The following is a 14,202-nucleotide window of genomic DNA, read 5'->3' as shown; positions in this document are numbered from 1 at the left end:
GCTGCGAAAGCGCCCCGGGCTCACCGCCGGGGCCTCCACCTGGAAACCTGTCTTTGCCTGAAGCCGATTTTGACTATCAAGCCTGCCTGCTGGCCTGCGCCCGTGGCGAACAACCGGCCTTGCGCCGGCTGTATCAACAGGAAAGCAGCCGGCTGCTGGGGGTCGCGTTGCGCATCGTGCGTGACAAGGCGGTGGCCGAAGATATCGTGCATGACGCCTTCATCAAGGTCTGGAACGGCGCGGCCAGTTTTGACCCGCACAGAGGCTCGGCCCGCGGCTGGGTATACAGCGTGACCCGGCACCTGGCGCTAAATGCCGTGCGCAGCAATGGACGCGAAGTGCCCCTCAGCGAAGAGCATGAAAGCGCAGAGCGCGCTGACACCTTCGACTATCAGGCGCACTCGGCGCGGATCTACAGCTGCCTCGAACAACTCGACCCGGCCCGCCGCAACTGCATCCTGCATGCGTATGTAGACGGTTATTCCCACAGCGAAATCGCGCACAAACTCGGCACCCCGCTGGGTACCGTGAAAGCGTGGATCAAACGCAGCCTCGCGGCATTGCGTGAGTGCATGGCATGAACAGCATCGACGAACTGGCCAGCGAATATGTGCTGGGCACCTTGCCCACCGAGCAACGCACCGAGGTGGAACAGCGCCTGGCCACCGATGCCGACTTGCGTGCGGCAGTGGACGCCTGGGAACAGCGCCTGCTGCCACTGACTGGACAGGCAGCCCCGGCAACGCCTTCGGTGTATTTATGGCGACGCATCGAGCGCAGCCTGGGGCATTCAGCCACCCGGGACTCGCCGGTCTCATGGTGGAACAGGCTGGCGTTGTGGCGCGGACTGGCCGGTGCCGGCATCGCGGCGAGCCTGGTATTGGCGACACTGCTGTTGACCCGTACGGCCGCCATCAACCCGACCGCTTATGTAGTGGTGCTGGTAGCCCCGCAAAACCAGGCCCCGGGCTGGGTAATCCAGGCGAGCAATACCCAGGAAATCCAGCTGATTCCCCTGGGCATCATGGAAGTACCGGCAGACAAGACGCTGCAGTTCTGGACCAAGGGCGAAGACTGGCAAGGCCCGGTGTCGCTGGGCTTGGTCAAGCCTGGGCAGACGTTATCTGTGCCCCTGGACAAACTCCCGCCACTGGCGCCGAACCAGCTGTTTGAACTGACCCTGGAAAATCCCGGCGGGTCGAAAACCGGCAAGCCGACAGGTCCGATTCAGGCAATTGGCCGGGCCGTTAAAGTAATCTGAACGTAATGCAATGTTGTGGAAGGCCAGTTCGCGCATGTGCATTACATCTCGGGGCTATGGCGTCACCATTGCGCTATAGAATCGGGCTCGGAAACCCGGCTCCCTGGACCCTTCATGCCCTCAAAAACCCGTTCGCTGCTGATTCTCGCACTTGTCGTCATCTTCACCGGCATCGGCGCCGGCCTGGGCGGCATGCTCCTCGCCTTGCTGCTGCACGGCATCCAGCATCTGGCCTACGGCTACAGCCTCGACAGCCTGATCAGCCATGAAACCTTTTTGCTCGGCGTCACCGCCGCCGCGCCCGAACGCCGGGTGCTGGTGCTGATCACCTGTGGCCTGGTGGCCGGTGTGGGTTGGTGGTTGATCTACCGCTATGGCCGCCCGTTGGTGAGCATCAAGCAAGCGGTCTCCGCCCAGGCACCGATCATGCCGCCCAAGACCACCCTCGCCCACGCCGTGCTGCAAATCATCACTGTGGCCCTCGGCTCGCCATTGGGCCGTGAAGTGGCGCCACGGGAAGTCGGCGCGCTGGCCGCCACCTGGTTGTCACAACGGGCGCGACTGGCGCCGGACATGCACCGACTGATCGTCGCCTGCGGTGCGGGCGCCGGGCTGGCGGCGGTGTACAACGTGCCGTTGGGCGGCGCGGTGTTTGTGCTCGAAGTGTTGGTGGGTGTGTTCAGTTGGCCGGCGGCAGTGATTGCGTTAGCCACCTCGGCCATCGGCGCGTCGGTGGCCTGGATTGGCTTGGGCGCAGAGGCGCAATACGTGGTGCCGCACTTTGTGCTCAGCCCTGGCTTGATCGCCTGGGCGCTGGCCTGCGGGCCGGTGTTTGGCCTGGCCGCCTACGGATTCAACCGGCTGACCGGCGCGGCCCGCAGCAACGCCGCCCGTGGCTGGCGGTTGCCGGTACTGTCGTTGATCAACTTCACGATCATCGGGGGCCTGGCGATTTTCCTGCCGCAGATCCTCGGCAACGGCAAGGGCCCGGCGCAACTGGGCTTTGACAATGAGCTGACCATCGGCCTCGCCGCGGTGCTGCTGGTGGTCAAGGTACTGATCACTGCGAGCAGCCTGCGCGCCGGTGCCGAAGGCGGTTTGCTGACCCCGGCGCTGGCCAACGGCGCCCTGCTCGCCATCATCCTCGGCGGCGCCTGGAGCCTGCTGTGGCCCGGCGTGCCGCTGGGGGCTTTCGCGATCATCGGTGCGGCGGCGTTCCTGGCATCGAGCATGAGCATGCCGTTGACGGCAATCGTGCTGGTGGCGGAATTCACCCGCATCGACCATGACTTCCTGGTGCCGATCATTCTCGCGGTGGCAGGTTCGATGTGCATGAGCAAGCTGTGCGTCCTGTGGGAAAAGCGTTGAAGAAGCTGGATTAAAACCCCGACACGCGCCATCCTCCGCGCTTTAAGCCGCCCCATCAGCGGCGTTCCACGCACAAAGGATATGCCCATGCACGACCAACCCCTCGCCCCCGCCGATTTCGAGTTCATCGACGACACCCTGCTCAAGTACGGCGACGACCATTCGGTGCTGAACCTGGCCGAGCTCGACGGTTACTTCACCGCCCTGGTTTCAAGCCCCGCGCAGGTGGAGGTTGCCGAATGGTTCCCCGGTATCTTTGGTGGGCAGAACCCGGATTGGGAAAGCCCGGAAGAAGCTGGCCAGTTCCTTGAACTGTGCGTGCGCCATATGAACGCCATTGCCACGCAACTGGCGACCGACGCCCAGGGTTTCAAGGCACGTTTCGAGGAAACCGAGCATCAGGACCAGCCACTGACCCTGGCGGAAGAATGGTGCTTTGGTTATATCCGTGGCGCCGCTATCGGCAACTGGCCAGAGCTGCCTGCCGAACAGGCCGGGCAACTGGAAAAGATTTCCTGGTGCGCCGAGCAGGACAACTTTGAACTGCCGGCAGACCTGGATGTAAATGCCCATCAGCAACGGGTAGCCGCTATCGAACCGGCCGCCCGTGCGTTGCACGACTACTGGTTGGCCCAGCGCTGAACGCAACACCTGTGGCGAGGGAGCTTGCTCCCGCTGGGGTGCGAAGCGCCCCCGATTTTTAGGGCTGCTCCGCAGCCCAGCGGGAGCAAGCTCCCTCGCCACATTTTTTTGTTTCGCCTCCGGGTTCAGTTGCCGCTAGTTGAAATCGACGTCAAACGCCTGATAGAACGCATTGCCGGTGTTGGCCACGATCCACATCAACACCAGCACATGCCGGCCCTTCTTGCCCTTGGGCAACGTCACCTGATGTTCAACCTTGGCCTTCAGTTCGGCCGAGTGCTGGTAATACGGCACCTGGGTATAGAAGTCCTCGAAGAAAGGCTTGGCCTCCAGTTGCGCGCGGCTGATGCGCTGCTTGGGGTCCCAACCGTTCTTGGTGATCAACCAGCGATAGCCACGGGTCACGTGCGCGGCGGTGTAATCCCACTGCACCTTGAACACCTGGCCGGCTTCAACATTCAACAACGGCCAGTTAAACGGAGTGTTGAGGTTTTTAGCCATTTCTTCGTCGGTGAAGTTCACACAGTCGCGGGCATCGGTCTTGCCGCCGCTGAGGATGTGCCCGTCGGCGGGGGGCGTGACGCTTTGATCGTCGGTTTCGTAAGGCGCCGGAAACGGCCCGGCGTTGAGGGCCGGGAAGTTCTTGCCGCCTTCCATTTCGTTGACTTGCCAGTTTTCCAGCAGGCCACGCTCTACCGCCACCGAGCCACGACTGGCGGGTGTCACGACGCGACCATGCCTGAGTTGAGTCTGGGGTTTGTTCATTTCAGTCACTCCTTGATTGAAGACTTCCCCTCATGGGAAGCGCCTTGAACTTAGCCCACCTCGCCGGGTTGTCTACCCGACGTTTCTGTCAGACAAATCGCGTCAAGTCCTTGTTTTGCAGAGTTTTCGCGCTGGTCTTGCACCAGAGTTATCGTCGGTCCTACCCTGCGACAGGCGATCGGACTACAGCCGCCGTCCATGAACGCCTGGCCTCAGGTGTTGAGGATCATCTCAAACCCGCCATAGATCATCCGTTGCCCATCAAACGGCATCGGATTGACGTCTGCCTTCAGGCGCGGGTCTTCCATCACCTTGCTCATCCCGGCGTCACGCACCTGCCGCGACGGCCAGACGATCCAGGAAAACACCACGGTTTCATCCTCCTTGAGCTTGACCGCCATGGGAAACGAGGTCACCTGCCCCTGAGGTACATCATCGCCCCAGCACTCGATGATATTCAGCGCGCCATGGTCCTTGAACACCACGGCGGCGGCCTTGGCATGCTGGATGAATTGTTCGCGGTTTGCGGTGGGCACCGCGATGACACAGCCATCTACGTAAGACATGATCACTCTCCTGATTCGACGGGTTGTTGTGCCTGTAGTCGATCCATCAGGCGCTCAATCGACATCAACGTGGGAAATGTCGACCAGTGGTGTGTTATCGATTGCGATGCCGGGCCGATTCTTGATATGACAGGCGCCTTCAACAACAAAGCCCACTCAAAGGACTGACCCGCCATGACCGCCCACGCCACCGCCTTCCACGCCCTGCACCACGCCCAATTGCTGATCCTGCCCAACGTTGCCGATGCCGGCGGTGCGCGCCTGGTGGCGCAACTGGGCAGCCAGGCCGTCGCCACCAGCAGCGCCGCAGTCGCCTGGACCCATGGCTACAAGGACGGCAATCAACTGCCTCTGCCGTTGCTGGTCAGCACCGTGCAATCCATCGCCCGGGTGATTGACGTGCCGCTGAGCGTGGACATCGAGGCCGGTTATTCCGACGACCCGGAGCACGTGGGCCGGGTGATCAAGGCGGTGATCGACGCCGGTGCCGTCGGGATTAACATCGAGGACGGTGCCGGCACCCCTGAACTGCTGGCGCGCAAGATCGAGGTTGCCCGTCGTGTGGCGGACAACTGTGGCGTGAAGCTGTTTATCAATGCCCGCAGCGACGTGTATTTGAAAGGATTGGCCCCGGAGCCACAGCGCCTTGAAGAACTCCTCAAGCGCGCCGCGTTGTACCAGGGCGCAGGCGCCAACGGGCTGTTTGCCGCCGGCATCCACCTGGAGCACGAAATCCAGCAGCTCTGCCAGGCGACCAACTTGCCAGTCAACGTGCTGGCCTGGGCCGGCCTGCCCGCGCCCGAGACGCTGCAAGCCTTGGGCGTACGCCGCCTCACGGCCGGCTCGAGCATCGCCGAATTCCTGTATGGCGCCATGCACAGCCTCGCCGAAGGCTTCCTGCGTACCGGGCAACTGGATACGCACGCGCTCAAGGCGTTCACCTATGGCGACATGAATGGCCGCATGGCGCCATAACCCGCGACTCTGAACGATCCCCGCTCGACAACGGTAGCGTGTTTGGCCGATTATTCGTGTCCGCCAAACGCCACCCGCCTTGAAGCAGGAGCCTTGTACCTTGAGTTCGCAGAAAACCGTGACCGTTACACCGCCCAACTTTCCTCTGAACGGCAAGGTAGCGCCCCCCGGCTCCAAATCCATTACCAACCGTGCCCTGCTGTTGGCGGCCCTGGCCAAGGGCACCAGCCGCCTGAGCGGCGCGTTGAAAAGCGATGACACCCGCCACATGTCGGTGGCCCTGCGGCAGATGGGCGTGGTGATCGATGAACCGGACGACACCACCTTCGTCGTCACCAGCATTGGCAAGCTGCAATTGCCGGCGCAGCCGTTGTTTCTCGGCAACGCCGGCACCGCGATGCGCTTTCTCACCGCCGCCGTGGCCACCGTGCAAGGCACCGTGGTGCTGGATGGCGACGCCTACATGCAAAAGCGTCCGATCGGCCCGCTGCTCGCGACCCTCGGCCAGAATGGCATCCAGGTCGACAGCCCTACCGGTTGCCCACCCGTGACCGTCCATGGCACTGGCCGCGTGCAAGCCAAGCGTTTCGAGATCGACGGCGGCCTGTCGAGCCAGTATGTGTCGGCGCTGCTGATGCTGGCGGCGTGCGGCGAAGCCCCGATTGAAGTAGCGCTGACCGGCAAGGACATCGGCGCCCGTGGCTATGTCGACCTGACCCTGGACTGCATGCGCGCCTTCGGTGCCCAGGTGGACATCGTCGATGAAAGCACCTGGCGCGTGGCCCCCACCGGCTACACCGCCCACGATTACCTGATCGAACCTGACGCTTCCGCCGCCACCTACTTGTGGGCTGCCGAAGTGTTGACCGGCGGCCGCATCGACCTCGGTGTCGCCCCGCAGGATTTCACCCAGCCCGATGCCAAGGCCCAGGCAGTGATCGCGCAGTTCCCGCAGATGCAGCCGGTGGTCATTGGCTCGCAGATGCAGGATGCCATTCCAACCCTCGCCGTACTGGCCGCGTTCAACAACACGCCGGTACGTTTCACGGAACTGGCCAACCTGCGGGTCAAGGAATGTGACCGGGTGCAGGCCCTGCATGACGGTCTGAATGAAATCCGCCCAGGCCTGGCGACCATTGAAGGTGATGACTTGCTGGTAGCCAGCGATCCGGCCCTGGCGGGCACCACGTGCAACGCGCTGATCGACACCCACGCCGACCACCGCATCGCGATGTGCTTTGCCTTGGCGGGCCTGAAGGTCTCGGGGATCAGGATTCAGGACCCGGACTGCGTCGGCAAGACCTATCCTGAGTACTGGAAAGAGCTGGAAAGCCTTGGGGTCCATCTGACCTGGTAAGCCGCCGGCGCCGGTAACGGGAGGGAGACTGCATGACGATTCGCCAACCCTGCCCACCCGGCGTCTGCGACTGCAATCGTGAGCAACTGCTCGACCTTCTCGGCGCCGATGCACGCATCCTGCACCTGACGCGCCAGGAAGAAAAACGCCTGCTCGAACGCCTCGAAAACCTGCAAAGCCTGCCCGATCTTGAGCGCATGCAACAGCTGATGTATCAGCAACTGGGCATTCGCGTGCATATCGCGCCGGGCCATACGGAAGTGAAGACGATGCGCGGGATTCAGATCGTTATCGATGACTTGCCGGGGTTGTGTCGCAAGACCCGGCAGTCGATTCCGGCGGCGATTCGCAAGGGCATGGAGAAGCGGCCGGAGATTGCGTATCGATTGCTGGATGCTCATGACTTGTTTCGCGAGGGTTGAGGGCCGCCTTCCATTTGCGGCGATTTTCTCGCTTGAGCCTGCGGGCCGTTTTGTATTCGAGACGAGCCTGGGCCATTTCCTGAGTACGCGGGGGCCGAAAGCCGGCTTTGTAGCGCTCGCGTTCGTGACGAAGTAGAACGAGTTCTGCGCGCATTTGGCGGTGGCGTTTAGTGTTCAGGAGGTAGAGGCCTAGAAGCGAGAACAAAAGCCCTGTCGAGAAAGTAAAAAGATCTGGTGTGTAGCTGATAGTGAACATCACCGCAGAAAAGCTCAGCACACAACAGCCAACCATTATCCAGACTCCCCACGCTCGCCCTCGCACAACAAGAGCATTTCCCACCGACAAGATCACTGACATTACGCCCATATCAAGACCCGAGTAATTGCGGTAACCAGAAATCCGATGTAGATAGGTGCTGCCCAAAAGCGCGCTCGCCATAACAAGCGCAAGAAGCGCGCAAAAAAAAGCACCAATAAAAACCGGGCCATACCGAGCCAGAAAGGCCTGACGTGAATGCCTCAATTCCATCATTCAAACTCTTCGTATAGGCCGATAGCGACGGTTCTAATATTCCCGGACAAACCGCTGCCGGTAATACTCATAGACGCGCCAATCGCATCCTTTATTTGCGTGACCGTCGCTTGATTGAATTGTGTAGCCGTGTAGCTTTTTGGCAGAGTCCCCATGCGTTGCTGAAGTTTCCGTAGTGCGCTGCCCATATTAGGGGCTCGAAGCGTCAACAGCTCCCTGGTCAACGCTTTTCTCTGTTGCCTACTCAGGTCCTTGGACAACTCCAACCAATTCCTGCCAGTTGATACCTTCCTGGCCCGCATGAGTTTCAGCGTCGTCAAACCAGACGTGCCAGCTCCTAGAAGCGATACGCCATCCAGTACCGGCATTACGTAGCGATACCACTCAGCTTCATTTAGATCATCGTTGATCGCAGGGTCTTTCATCTCATTACGAGTCCTGTACAGACCCGCGCCGCATTGAAAAGAGCTTGCCACGGCTGCTGTGAAAGCCATACCTGCCACAGCAGTACTTACGCCAGCCGTAAACGGTGTAGCAACTGAGCCACCCGAGAAAACCAGCCAACCCAATACGGCAGCACCACAGGATAACCCTGCGCCGAGCGCCTCAAAAACCACCTGCGACTCTCTCGGCTCCTGCTGCAGCTCCCGTATAAAATCCAGCCGCGCCATGTACCTCGGCGCTTCACGCAAAACCACCCGTTTGGGCAACACACTGCAAATCGGCTGAAACTCACGCAACGTCACCGGCCACAGTTGATCATCGAGGTACACCACTCCTGCCCCCGCAATCGCCGGATCGGCATCGATCGCGGCAAACAATCGGCCGAGGTCGATACTGCCTTCGATCCGTTCGCGGGTGGTGCGATGGGCCGCGGGAAAACCATCTTTCAAGACGCTGGAAGTCATTCCTTTACTCCTGGATTGCACAAGAACGCAGAGAGTAAGAGTGATCCGCTTAAAAAATTGTCGGAAAACTCCTCTTTTCCAGACAGGCACTTCCCGATCACATCTCAGCGTCTTGTGGGCAATCATTCCAATTGGAAAAGTACGCCCCGCGCCACTACCGGCGACAGTGACGACAAGGAGCAACAATGGCGACTGATATGTTTTTGAAGCTGGGCGATATCAAGGGTGAGTCCAACGACCAGGCACACCGTGATGAAATCGAGATCAGTAGTTGGGGCTGGGGAATGAAACAATCAGGATCGATGCATTCTGGTACGGGTGGCGGTGCTGGCAAGGTCAATATAAGAAACCTGTCGATTACCAAGACTCTGGACAAGTCCACGCCCAACCTGATGATGGCGTGTTCCACCGGCAAACATTATCCCGAAGCCCGGCTGGTGGTTCGTAAAGCGGGCGGTGCCAGCGCCGTGGAGTACCTGGTCATTACGCTCAAGGAAGTCATGGTGACGTCCTACGAAACCGGGGCTGTGACAACCAGCGATGTGCTGACCGAAGAAGTCGGCCTGAACTTCGCCAAAGTCGAGGTCAGTTACCAGCCGCAAAAAGCCGATGGTGGCAAGGATGGCGGAGCGCTCAAGTACGGTTGGAATATCCGCGAGAACGTTAAAATATAACGATTAAAACGGGCGCAAACTCGGTCGGCTTGACGGCGCGCCCACACCCCTAATTCCCTTTTCCCCCCGCAAACGACCACTCATCCGCCGCCGTCGTCGTAATCACTACCATCACATCCTCAGGGCTCAGCCCAATCGCAGCCTCCAGCCGCTCCACCAACACCTGGTAAAACCGCCGTTTGGTCTCGGTATCACGAGGTTTACCGCCCGTGATCGCGATAAGTACATAGTCGTGGCTGCGCGGGCCGCCCAAATAGTTGGGGTCGATGATCATCTCGCCAATTTCGTGCTGGTGGATCACGTGGAAGCGATCCGCGTCAGGAATCTTGAAGCTCTCAACCAGGGCGTCATGCAATCCCTGTGAAAGCGCTTGCAGATATTCAGGGGATTTCCCGCGGTGCAGGGAGATTCGAGCGTAAGGCATGGGGTTACTCCGCAAGACGGATGGCTGCCAACAGGTTCAGCGCCGACGCCGCTGTCGGCCAGCCGGAGTAAAACGCCAGGTGAGTGATGACTTCACCCAGTTCCTCGACGCTCAAGCCATTGCCAACCGCCCGCTGCAAGTGAAACGGCAGTTGCTCCAGACGGTACATCGCCACCAGTGCCGCCACGGTGATCAGGCTGCGCTCCCTGGGCGACAGGCCCTCGCGCTCCCAGATATCGGCGAACAGCACGTCGCGGGTCAGCTCGGTAAATTTGTTGCTCATGGACGCTCGCTCCGACAATTCAGTTGACGGGCAAAAACTAGCAAGCCAGGATCATTCCGAATATCAAATTTAATAGCATCCACCATCCCGTTTTAATGGACCATTCAATGCGCCGCCCCACCTTCGACCTTGATGTACTGCGCACCTTCGTCACCGGCGTCGAGCTGAACAGCTTTGCCAAGGCGGCGGATCGCCTGGGCCGTTCGACTTCAGCCGTCAGCGCGCAATTAAAGAAACTCGAAGAACAGGTCGGCACGCCGGTGCTGAGCAAATCCGGGCGCGGGCTGGTGCTGACGCCGGTGGGTGAAGCGCTGCTCGGCCACGCCAGGCGGTTGCTGGACCTCAATGACACTGTCTTCAGCAGCCTTAACGAAACCCAAACCGCAGGCACTTTGCGCCTCGGTTTGCAGGAGGATTTCGGCGAGCATGTGCTCAGTGACATCCTGCGGCGCTTCGCCAGGCTTTATCCGATGATCAGCCTTGAAGTGCGGATAGGCCGCAATGTCGAGCTGTTGACCCTGATCGACAGCGCGAGCCTGGACCTGGCGCTGACCTGGGAAACCGGTCAGACATCGTCCTGCCGCACCCGCCTGGGGCAAACCCCCATGCACTGGATCGGGCCCCGGGACAAACCCCAACTACCGCGCGCCGAGGACGCACCGCTGCCGCTGGTGATGTTCGAGGCACCCTGCGTATTGCGCAGCGCCGCCACCGAAGCCCTGGACCGCGCCGGCATTGCCTGGCGCATTGCCTTGACCAGCCCCAGCGTGGGTGGGATCTGGGCGGCGGTCGATGCCGGGTTGGGTGTGACCTTGCGCACCCGTATCGGTTTGCCTGCGCACCTATGTGTACTCGACGGTCTGCCGCCGGTGCCGTCCCTTGGCTATGAATTGCATTGCAGCCATCCAGCGCCAGGCGCTGCGGTCGCACAGCTGGCAGCGCTCATACAGAGCAGCCTGGTTTAGGCGGTTTCGCAGGGTTGCAGGGTGACGAACAGTTGTCGCCCCAACTTCGTCGCCGTCTCCAGATGCTGTTCGGCAGCGCCGCTTTCCGAGTCCAGCAGCAGCTCGGATGTCAGCACTTTCGCACCGCAGTAATCAAAGATCCCATGGTCGATTTGCGTGCGCATGGCGTCGGCATAGCCGTGGCGTTCAAACACCCCTTCGTCCGCCCCGCCAACGCCCAGTAAGTGCACCTGCAAGTGGCCGAGTTTTTTCACCACCTTCGTCTCAAGGCTGTAGTCGATCGCCCAACCGTTGACGAATACCCGGTCGATCCAGCCCTTGAGCAAGGCCGGCATCGACCACCAGAAGATCGGGTACACCAGCACCAAGGCGTCGGCGCGGTCGAGTCGGGCCTGTTCGGCCAGTACGTCGGCCGGCGGCGTGGCGCGGGTGCGATGCACTTTATGGTCGGCGGCGTTGTAACGCGGGTCGAAACCTTCAGCGGCGAGGTCGGCGATCTCGAAGGTGTGCGCTGCGGCAGTGATGCCGGCAGCAGCCTGTTTGGCGAGGCTGTGGGTGAGGGATTGTGGGTCGTGATGGGCAACAACGATCAGCGCGTGCATGGCAGTGACTCCGTCGGGGTAGCGATGAGCAGGCAAATTGAGTAGGCTTGAGCTAAGTTACCGCTGGTAAGTTACTTTTGGTATATAAGCATGTCAAGCGATCAATCCCCTGCCCCTCGCCGTCGCCTGTCCCGGGATGACCGGTTGCGCCAGCTGCTCGACGTGGCCTGGCAACTGGTGCGAGAAGAAGGCACCGATGCCCTGACCCTCGGGCATCTGGCCGAGTTGGCCGGCGTTACAAAGCCGGTGGTGTATGATCATTTCGGCGATCGCGCGGGGCTGTTGGCCGCGCTGTATGAAGATTTCGACGCCCGTCAGAACCAGGTATTTGCCGCCGCAATCGAGGCCAGCGAACCCACCCTGGACGAGCGCGCGTGGGTGATCGCCTCGTGCTACGTCGATTGTGTGTTGCTACAAGGGCGGGAAATTCCGGGAGTGATTGCGGCCCTGGCCGGCAGCCCGGAACTGGAGACCATCAAGCGTGAGTACGACGCAATTTTCCTTGGCAAGTGTCGCGATGCCCTCTCCCCCTTTGCCGTGGACGGTGTGATTGGCCAGCCCGGTTTACGCGCAATGCTGGGCGCGGCGGACGCCTTGTCCCATGCTGCGGCCAGCGGGGAGATCAGCCCGCTGGAGGCGCAAGAGGAGCTGTTTGCGAGCATCAAGTCGATGGTGAGTCGAGGAGCGCGTTAGCCCAGCCTTGCGTGCACGAACATCCGAGCCTTGTGGGTCATCTGGTCGAAGTGACGATCACGCTGTTTTTCGGCATCGACCATCGCCCGCTTGCCGTGCTTTTGCAGGAGGTAGGTGTGGATCTGCCGCACCTCCAGCGAGCTGTAGATCGACGCCACATCCAGCAACCCCATCAAGCCGTCAGTGCTGTAGTCGCGGGTGTTCATCAACACCTGGGTACCGCGCACACCGCGCAGTTGAAAGCCCATGAACTCGAACGCCGGGACCTTCTCCACTGCGCAGGTCAGTTCGGCATGGGGGTAGCGGGCCAGCATGTCCTGCATCATCGCCCGCGCCACGCCTTTGCGCCGATGGCTGGCGTGCACCGCCATGTAAGCCACGCCGCACGCCTCGGGATCGTCCTTCACCGGCAGGTACAGCAGGAAGCCGATCACCTGCTCCTGCGCGTCCAGCGCGACGATCAATTCCACCGCAATGCCCTTGGACCCGCCCAGCGCTTCCAGGTACAGGTGCACCTCGTAGCCGATGGCGTACTGATAGACGTTGTACAGCAGGTTGCTTGGCGGGATGGCGACCATGCTGATGTCCGTCAGGTAGTCGACCACCATCTGCAGGATCTGCGCGTTGATCGGCTCGGGGCATGGGGTTTCGTAATGGGTAAGGCTGAACATTTGAATTCCTGGTGTTTCATTTTAAGGCCCGGCGGATTGTACCTGCTGAAGGGCCGCCGTGGACCCACAATGGGTGCTGGATGTCCGGGCTCGGCTCATTGCGCACATACCTCCCGCAGGCAACCGCGCAGCCAGCGATGGGCCAGGTCGGCGTCCAGGCGCGGGTGCCAGAGCATCGATACGGTGAAGTCCGGGAACACGAACGGCAGCGCAAAGCGGTAGAGGTCGCTGTGCAGGTTGGCGGTATGCCGCTCCGGCACGCTGGCGATCAGGTCGGTGCTGCGGGCCAGGGCCAGGGCGGTCGAGAAGCCGGCGACGATGGTCACCACGTCCCGGGTCAGCCCGAGCGCTTCAAGGGCTTGATGGATCTGGCCCTGATCACGGCCGCGCCGGGACACGTAGATGTGCTGGCCTTCGGCGAAGCGCTGCGGCGTGACTTCGCCCTGGCTGAGCGGATGGCCCTTGCGCACCACGCCGATAAACCGGTCGCGGAACAGCGCCTGGGTCAGCACCTCGGGGCTGGCGCTGCTGTCGACCACGCCGGTTTCCAGGTCGACACTGCCATCGCGCAGCGGCGTACTGCCTTTGTCCGGCTTGTGCACGAAGCGCAACCGCACGCCAGGCGCTTCCCGGGCGATCCGCGTCAACAGCGCCGGGCCGAAGTTTTCAACAAATCCGTCGCTGGTGCGCAAGGTGAAGGTGCGTACCAGTTGGCTCACATCCAGCGTCGCAGCGGGTCGCAACACCGCTTCGGCGTCCTGCACCAACTGGCTGACCTGTTCGCGCAACGCCAGAGCGCGCGGCGTGGGTACCAGGCCGCGGCCGGCACGGACCAATAACGGATCGCCGGTGGTTTCCCGCAGTCGCGCCAGCGCCCGGCTCATCGCCGACGGGCTCAGGCGCAAGCGTTGAGCGGCACGGGCGACGCTGCCTTCGGCGAGCAACACATCCAGGGTGACCAGCAGATTGAAATCAGGTGTCGACACGGCAAACCTCATAGGGCGTTTGGCGCACGTATAAAGTGCAAATGCTGCGCCTTCCGCCATGTTAGGTGACGGCGTAGATTTCTGACAGCGGTCAAACCCTGGAGCCTC

At 61.3% G+C, this 14,202-nt stretch carries 18 protein-coding genes; 10 read left to right on the top strand and 8 right to left on the bottom strand.

Translation table 11 applies throughout. The features are described 5' to 3' along the window. The first annotated feature begins 53 nt into the window (after positions 1 to 53). From HX786_RS03730 to HX786_RS03715, 4 genes are all read left to right on the top strand, one after another. Positions 54 to 581 (top strand): sigma-70 family RNA polymerase sigma factor, encoded by a 528-nt coding sequence (locus tag HX786_RS03730; RefSeq protein ID WP_102369177.1) that lies wholly within the window; start codon positions 54 to 56, stop codon positions 579 to 581. Beyond that, positions 578 to 1,261, top strand: a complete 684-nt coding sequence (locus HX786_RS03725; RefSeq protein WP_008430808.1) for an anti-sigma factor domain-containing protein — start codon at positions 578 to 580, stop codon at positions 1,259 to 1,261. The genes HX786_RS03730 and HX786_RS03725 overlap by 4 nt, the downstream gene beginning before the upstream one ends. 114 nt (positions 1,262 to 1,375) lie before the next feature. Then, positions 1,376 to 2,629 carry a chloride channel protein gene (locus HX786_RS03720; RefSeq protein WP_087692701.1) on the top strand — a complete coding sequence of 418 codons (1,254 nt, stop codon included), beginning with the start codon at positions 1,376 to 1,378 and terminating at the stop codon, positions 2,627 to 2,629. 87 nt (positions 2,630 to 2,716) lie between these two features. Continuing rightward, entirely contained in the window at positions 2,717 to 3,271 is a 555-nt protein-coding gene (locus HX786_RS03715; RefSeq protein WP_008430812.1) for a UPF0149 family protein, read from the top strand. A 135-nt stretch (positions 3,272 to 3,406) separates the two neighbouring features. Here the strand turns inward: HX786_RS03715 and HX786_RS03710 are convergent, their stop codons facing one another. Together HX786_RS03710 and HX786_RS03705 are read right to left on the bottom strand one after the other, a co-directional pair. Further along, positions 3,407 to 4,036 carry a lytic polysaccharide monooxygenase auxiliary activity family 9 protein gene (locus HX786_RS03710; protein ID WP_178911746.1) on the bottom strand — a complete coding sequence of 210 codons (630 nt, stop codon included), beginning with the start codon at positions 4,034 to 4,036 and terminating at the stop codon, positions 3,407 to 3,409. 212 nt (positions 4,037 to 4,248) lie between these two features. Next, positions 4,249 to 4,602: a DUF1428 domain-containing protein gene (locus HX786_RS03705; RefSeq protein WP_003215254.1), complete on the bottom strand. Its 354-nt coding sequence runs from the start codon at positions 4,600 to 4,602 to the stop codon at positions 4,249 to 4,251. A gap of 174 nt (positions 4,603 to 4,776) precedes the next feature. Here HX786_RS03705 and HX786_RS03700 point away from each other — a divergent pair, with 174 nt between their 5' ends. The 3 genes from HX786_RS03700 to HX786_RS03690 all read left to right on the top strand — a co-directional run bounded on the left by HX786_RS03700 (position 4,777) and on the right by HX786_RS03690 (position 7,356). Next, positions 4,777 to 5,577, top strand: a complete 801-nt coding sequence (locus HX786_RS03700) for an isocitrate lyase/phosphoenolpyruvate mutase family protein (RefSeq protein WP_178911745.1) — start codon at positions 4,777 to 4,779, stop codon at positions 5,575 to 5,577. 100 nt (positions 5,578 to 5,677) lie between these two features. Then, the gene (gene aroA / locus HX786_RS03695; protein WP_178911744.1) at positions 5,678 to 6,934 is read left to right on the top strand and encodes a 3-phosphoshikimate 1-carboxyvinyltransferase; all 1,257 of its coding nucleotides are present in this window, start codon (positions 5,678 to 5,680) and stop codon (positions 6,932 to 6,934) included. Between the two features lie 32 nt (positions 6,935 to 6,966). After that, complete coding sequence (locus HX786_RS03690) at positions 6,967 to 7,356, top strand: hypothetical protein (RefSeq protein ID WP_003215239.1); 390 nt, start codon at positions 6,967 to 6,969, stop codon at positions 7,354 to 7,356. Between the two features lie 528 nt (positions 7,357 to 7,884). Here HX786_RS03690 and HX786_RS03685 read toward each other — a convergent pair. Further along, complete coding sequence (locus HX786_RS03685; RefSeq protein ID WP_178911743.1) at positions 7,885 to 8,796, bottom strand: NAD synthetase; 912 nt, start codon at positions 8,794 to 8,796, stop codon at positions 7,885 to 7,887. 185 nt (positions 8,797 to 8,981) lie between these two features. Between HX786_RS03685 and HX786_RS03680 the strand changes: the two genes are divergently transcribed. Further along, positions 8,982 to 9,470: a type VI secretion system tube protein Hcp gene (locus tag HX786_RS03680; RefSeq protein ID WP_177047195.1), complete on the top strand. Its 489-nt coding sequence runs from the start codon at positions 8,982 to 8,984 to the stop codon at positions 9,468 to 9,470. Positions 9,471 to 9,519: 49 nt separating this feature from the next. Here the strand turns inward: HX786_RS03680 and HX786_RS03675 are convergent, their stop codons facing one another. Beyond that, positions 9,520 to 9,894 (bottom strand): tautomerase family protein, encoded by a 375-nt coding sequence (locus tag HX786_RS03675; RefSeq protein ID WP_178911742.1) that lies wholly within the window; start codon positions 9,892 to 9,894, stop codon positions 9,520 to 9,522. 4 nt (positions 9,895 to 9,898) lie between these two features. Next, positions 9,899 to 10,177 carry a carboxymuconolactone decarboxylase family protein gene (locus HX786_RS03670; protein WP_087692706.1) on the bottom strand — a complete coding sequence of 93 codons (279 nt, stop codon included), beginning with the start codon at positions 10,175 to 10,177 and terminating at the stop codon, positions 9,899 to 9,901. Between the two features lie 107 nt (positions 10,178 to 10,284). On the opposite strand from HX786_RS03670, the gene HX786_RS03665 reads away from it, so the two are divergent. Next, a complete protein-coding gene (locus HX786_RS03665) occupies positions 10,285 to 11,142 on the top strand; it encodes a LysR substrate-binding domain-containing protein (protein WP_178911741.1) in 858 nt (285 codons plus the stop codon). Here the strand turns inward: HX786_RS03665 and HX786_RS03660 are convergent. Continuing rightward, positions 11,139 to 11,744, bottom strand: coding sequence for an NAD(P)H-dependent oxidoreductase (locus tag HX786_RS03660; RefSeq protein WP_178911740.1), 606 nt, complete (start codon positions 11,742 to 11,744; stop codon positions 11,139 to 11,141). The genes HX786_RS03665 and HX786_RS03660 overlap by 4 nt on opposite strands. Before the next feature lie 90 nt (positions 11,745 to 11,834). Between HX786_RS03660 and HX786_RS03655 the strand changes: the two genes are divergently transcribed. Next, the gene (locus HX786_RS03655; protein WP_178911739.1) at positions 11,835 to 12,437 is read left to right on the top strand and encodes a TetR/AcrR family transcriptional regulator; all 603 of its coding nucleotides are present in this window, start codon (positions 11,835 to 11,837) and stop codon (positions 12,435 to 12,437) included. Here the strand turns inward: HX786_RS03655 and HX786_RS03650 are convergent. Both HX786_RS03650 and HX786_RS03645 read right to left on the bottom strand, forming a co-directional pair. Beyond that, positions 12,434 to 13,108 (bottom strand): GNAT family N-acetyltransferase, encoded by a 675-nt coding sequence (locus HX786_RS03650; RefSeq protein WP_178911738.1) that lies wholly within the window; start codon positions 13,106 to 13,108, stop codon positions 12,434 to 12,436. The two genes, HX786_RS03655 and HX786_RS03650, sit on opposite strands and share 4 nt — an antisense overlap. Before the next feature lie 95 nt (positions 13,109 to 13,203). Further along, a complete protein-coding gene (locus HX786_RS03645) occupies positions 13,204 to 14,094 on the bottom strand; it encodes a LysR family transcriptional regulator (RefSeq protein ID WP_003215222.1) in 891 nt (296 codons plus the stop codon). Positions 14,095 to 14,202 lie beyond the last annotated feature (108 nt).

This window comes from Pseudomonas sp. 21615526 (assembly GCF_013386245.1).
In the GTDB taxonomy this organism is placed as follows: Bacteria; Pseudomonadota; Gammaproteobacteria; order Pseudomonadales; family Pseudomonadaceae; genus Aquipseudomonas.
Note: the sequence above shows the minus strand (reverse complement) of the source record. Positions and strands in the feature narration are given on the sequence as shown.

What these genes read in the sequence shown, in the direction of transcription:
- HX786_RS03725 (WP_008430808.1), top strand. Translation starts at nt 578, where the DNA reads ATGAACAGCATCGACGAACTGGCCAGCGAATATGTGCTGGGCACCTTG.
- HX786_RS03720 (WP_087692701.1), top strand. Translation starts at nt 1,376, where the DNA reads ATGCCCTCAAAAACCCGTTCGCTGCTGATTCTCGCACTTGTCGTCATC.
- HX786_RS03715 (WP_008430812.1), top strand. Translation starts at nt 2,717, where the DNA reads ATGCACGACCAACCCCTCGCCCCCGCCGATTTCGAGTTCATCGACGAC.
- HX786_RS03710 (WP_178911746.1), bottom strand. Translation starts at nt 4,036, where the DNA reads ATGAACAAACCCCAGACTCAACTCAGGCATGGTCGCGTCGTGACACCC.
- HX786_RS03705 (WP_003215254.1), bottom strand. Translation starts at nt 4,602, where the DNA reads ATGTCTTACGTAGATGGCTGTGTCATCGCGGTGCCCACCGCAAACCGC.
- HX786_RS03700 (WP_178911745.1), top strand. Translation starts at nt 4,777, where the DNA reads ATGACCGCCCACGCCACCGCCTTCCACGCCCTGCACCACGCCCAATTG.
- HX786_RS03690 (WP_003215239.1), top strand. Translation starts at nt 6,967, where the DNA reads ATGACGATTCGCCAACCCTGCCCACCCGGCGTCTGCGACTGCAATCGT.
- HX786_RS03685 (WP_178911743.1), bottom strand. Translation starts at nt 8,796, where the DNA reads ATGACTTCCAGCGTCTTGAAAGATGGTTTTCCCGCGGCCCATCGCACC.
- HX786_RS03680 (WP_177047195.1), top strand. Translation starts at nt 8,982, where the DNA reads ATGGCGACTGATATGTTTTTGAAGCTGGGCGATATCAAGGGTGAGTCC.
- HX786_RS03675 (WP_178911742.1), bottom strand. Translation starts at nt 9,894, where the DNA reads ATGCCTTACGCTCGAATCTCCCTGCACCGCGGGAAATCCCCTGAATAT.
- HX786_RS03670 (WP_087692706.1), bottom strand. Translation starts at nt 10,177, where the DNA reads ATGAGCAACAAATTTACCGAGCTGACCCGCGACGTGCTGTTCGCCGAT.
- HX786_RS03665 (WP_178911741.1), top strand. Translation starts at nt 10,285, where the DNA reads ATGCGCCGCCCCACCTTCGACCTTGATGTACTGCGCACCTTCGTCACC.
- HX786_RS03660 (WP_178911740.1), bottom strand. Translation starts at nt 11,744, where the DNA reads ATGCACGCGCTGATCGTTGTTGCCCATCACGACCCACAATCCCTCACC.
- HX786_RS03655 (WP_178911739.1), top strand. Translation starts at nt 11,835, where the DNA reads ATGTCAAGCGATCAATCCCCTGCCCCTCGCCGTCGCCTGTCCCGGGAT.
- HX786_RS03650 (WP_178911738.1), bottom strand. Translation starts at nt 13,108, where the DNA reads ATGTTCAGCCTTACCCATTACGAAACCCCATGCCCCGAGCCGATCAAC.